Source organism: Streptomyces sp. NPDC006283, from assembly GCF_040613325.1.
Classification (GTDB): domain Bacteria; phylum Actinomycetota; class Actinomycetes; order Streptomycetales; family Streptomycetaceae; genus Streptomyces.
The window spans coordinates 1-1,396 of sequence record NZ_JBEXRZ010000474.1; the positions used below are offsets into that span (position 1 = coordinate 1).

Here is a 1,396-nt window from a genome sequence, read left to right on the forward strand (position 1 = left end):
GCCCAGTCGTTGCGGATCCGGTCGCCCTGCTCGGAGGCTTCGCGGTCGGCGCCCCCGCCGACGACGAGGCGGAAACGAGCAATACGGAAGAGGGTCGCGAAAGTGGCCGTCATGCCTCATCTGGTGACAGTTCAGTTCATAACGGTGTCGACGAGGTAACCGGCCCTGACGCCTACACCGTTCAGCCCGGCGACAGCCTGTGCGACATCGCCGCCGAGAAGGACCTGCCCGGCGGGTGGCCGGCGCTCCATGAGGCGAACGAGGAGACCGTCGGGGCCGACCCGGACCTCATCCTGCCCGGTCAGAGCCTCGATCTGGGCCTGAACCGGGGCTAGTTCACGTAGCGCTTCGCGGGCTTATGTCTGTTTCGCGCGAGTGAGACAAGGGTCTCTTTGCCGCAACTGGAGCAAATCCCCCTGCGGATTCACCCACCCCGCCCCTACCTGCGGAAACGGACACTCGCAGGTGGGCGGTTCGGGCGATTTCTCCCCGATGTTCGACTTTGAACATCGGGGAGTCGTGTGTCTACCGTCTTAACCGTTCGCCATCGCGGGCACCGTCGACCGATACGCCAAATCCTGCCGTCGGTCGGGGGGAACAGTCGTCACTCAAGCGCCGAAGGCAGGAGCGGGGGACCGGGTAAGTGCCGGGCCCGTGAGCCGAGATCGCGAGAGGCCGACCGTACGTCGAGGTCGGCCGGACCGTGGAGACCGGCGGAACAGAACCGTCTGGGGGCGAAGACCGCGCGTCAGTGACGTGCGGCCGCGCAACTCACAGGCCCGAACCCGACAGCTCACCCGCAGGCATCGGTGAGGAGATAGCTCCATGCTGCGTTCTTCCGGCAACGCCAAGCACCGCCGCGCTTCCAGGGCGACTCGTATCGCCGCCTTCGTCGGCATCACCGGTGCGGCCGTCGCCGCCCCGCTGCTCGGTGCGGGCACCGCCTCCGCCGCCACCACGGCCGAGTGGGACGCCGTCGCCCAGTGCGAGTCCGGCGGCGACTGGTCCATCAACACCGGCAACGGCTACTACGGCGGCCTGCAGTTCTCCGCCTCGACCTGGGCCGCCTACGGCGGCACCGCGTACGCCGCGACCGCCGACCAGGCGTCCAAGTCCCAGCAGGTCGAGATAGCCGAGAAGGTCCTGGCCGGCCAGGGCAAGGGCGCCTGGCCGAGCTGTGGCGTCGGCCTGTCCAACGCCTCCAACGACGCCGGCTCCGCCGAGGCCGAGCTCACCCAGCCGGCCCAGGAGCGAGCCGAGGCCCCCACCACGCGCTCCGAGCGCGCCGAGGCCCCGGCGAAGAAGGCCGAGAAGCCCGCCGCCGCTGCCGAGGCCAAGTCCTTCAAGAAGGGCGACGGCGAGTACAAGGTCAAGGCCGGCGACACCCTGAGCACCA

Annotated in this window: 2 protein-coding genes and 1 riboswitch; both genes read left to right on the plus strand. The window is 69.1% G+C overall.

All coding sequences use genetic code 11. From position 1 onward, the window contains the following. Nucleotides 1-335 (plus strand): LysM domain-containing protein (locus tag ABZ070_RS37375; protein ID WP_356640659.1); only part of this gene is annotated, 335 nt, incomplete at its 5' end. A gap of 349 nt (nt 336-684) precedes the next feature. After that, a riboswitch (cyclic di-AMP (ydaO/yuaA leader) is annotated at nt 685-821 on the plus strand. A 4-nt stretch (nt 822-825) separates the two neighbouring features. Then, nucleotides 826-1,396, plus strand: a 571-nt coding sequence (locus tag ABZ070_RS37380; protein ID WP_356640661.1) for a transglycosylase family protein, incomplete at its 3' end; no start/stop codon positions are given.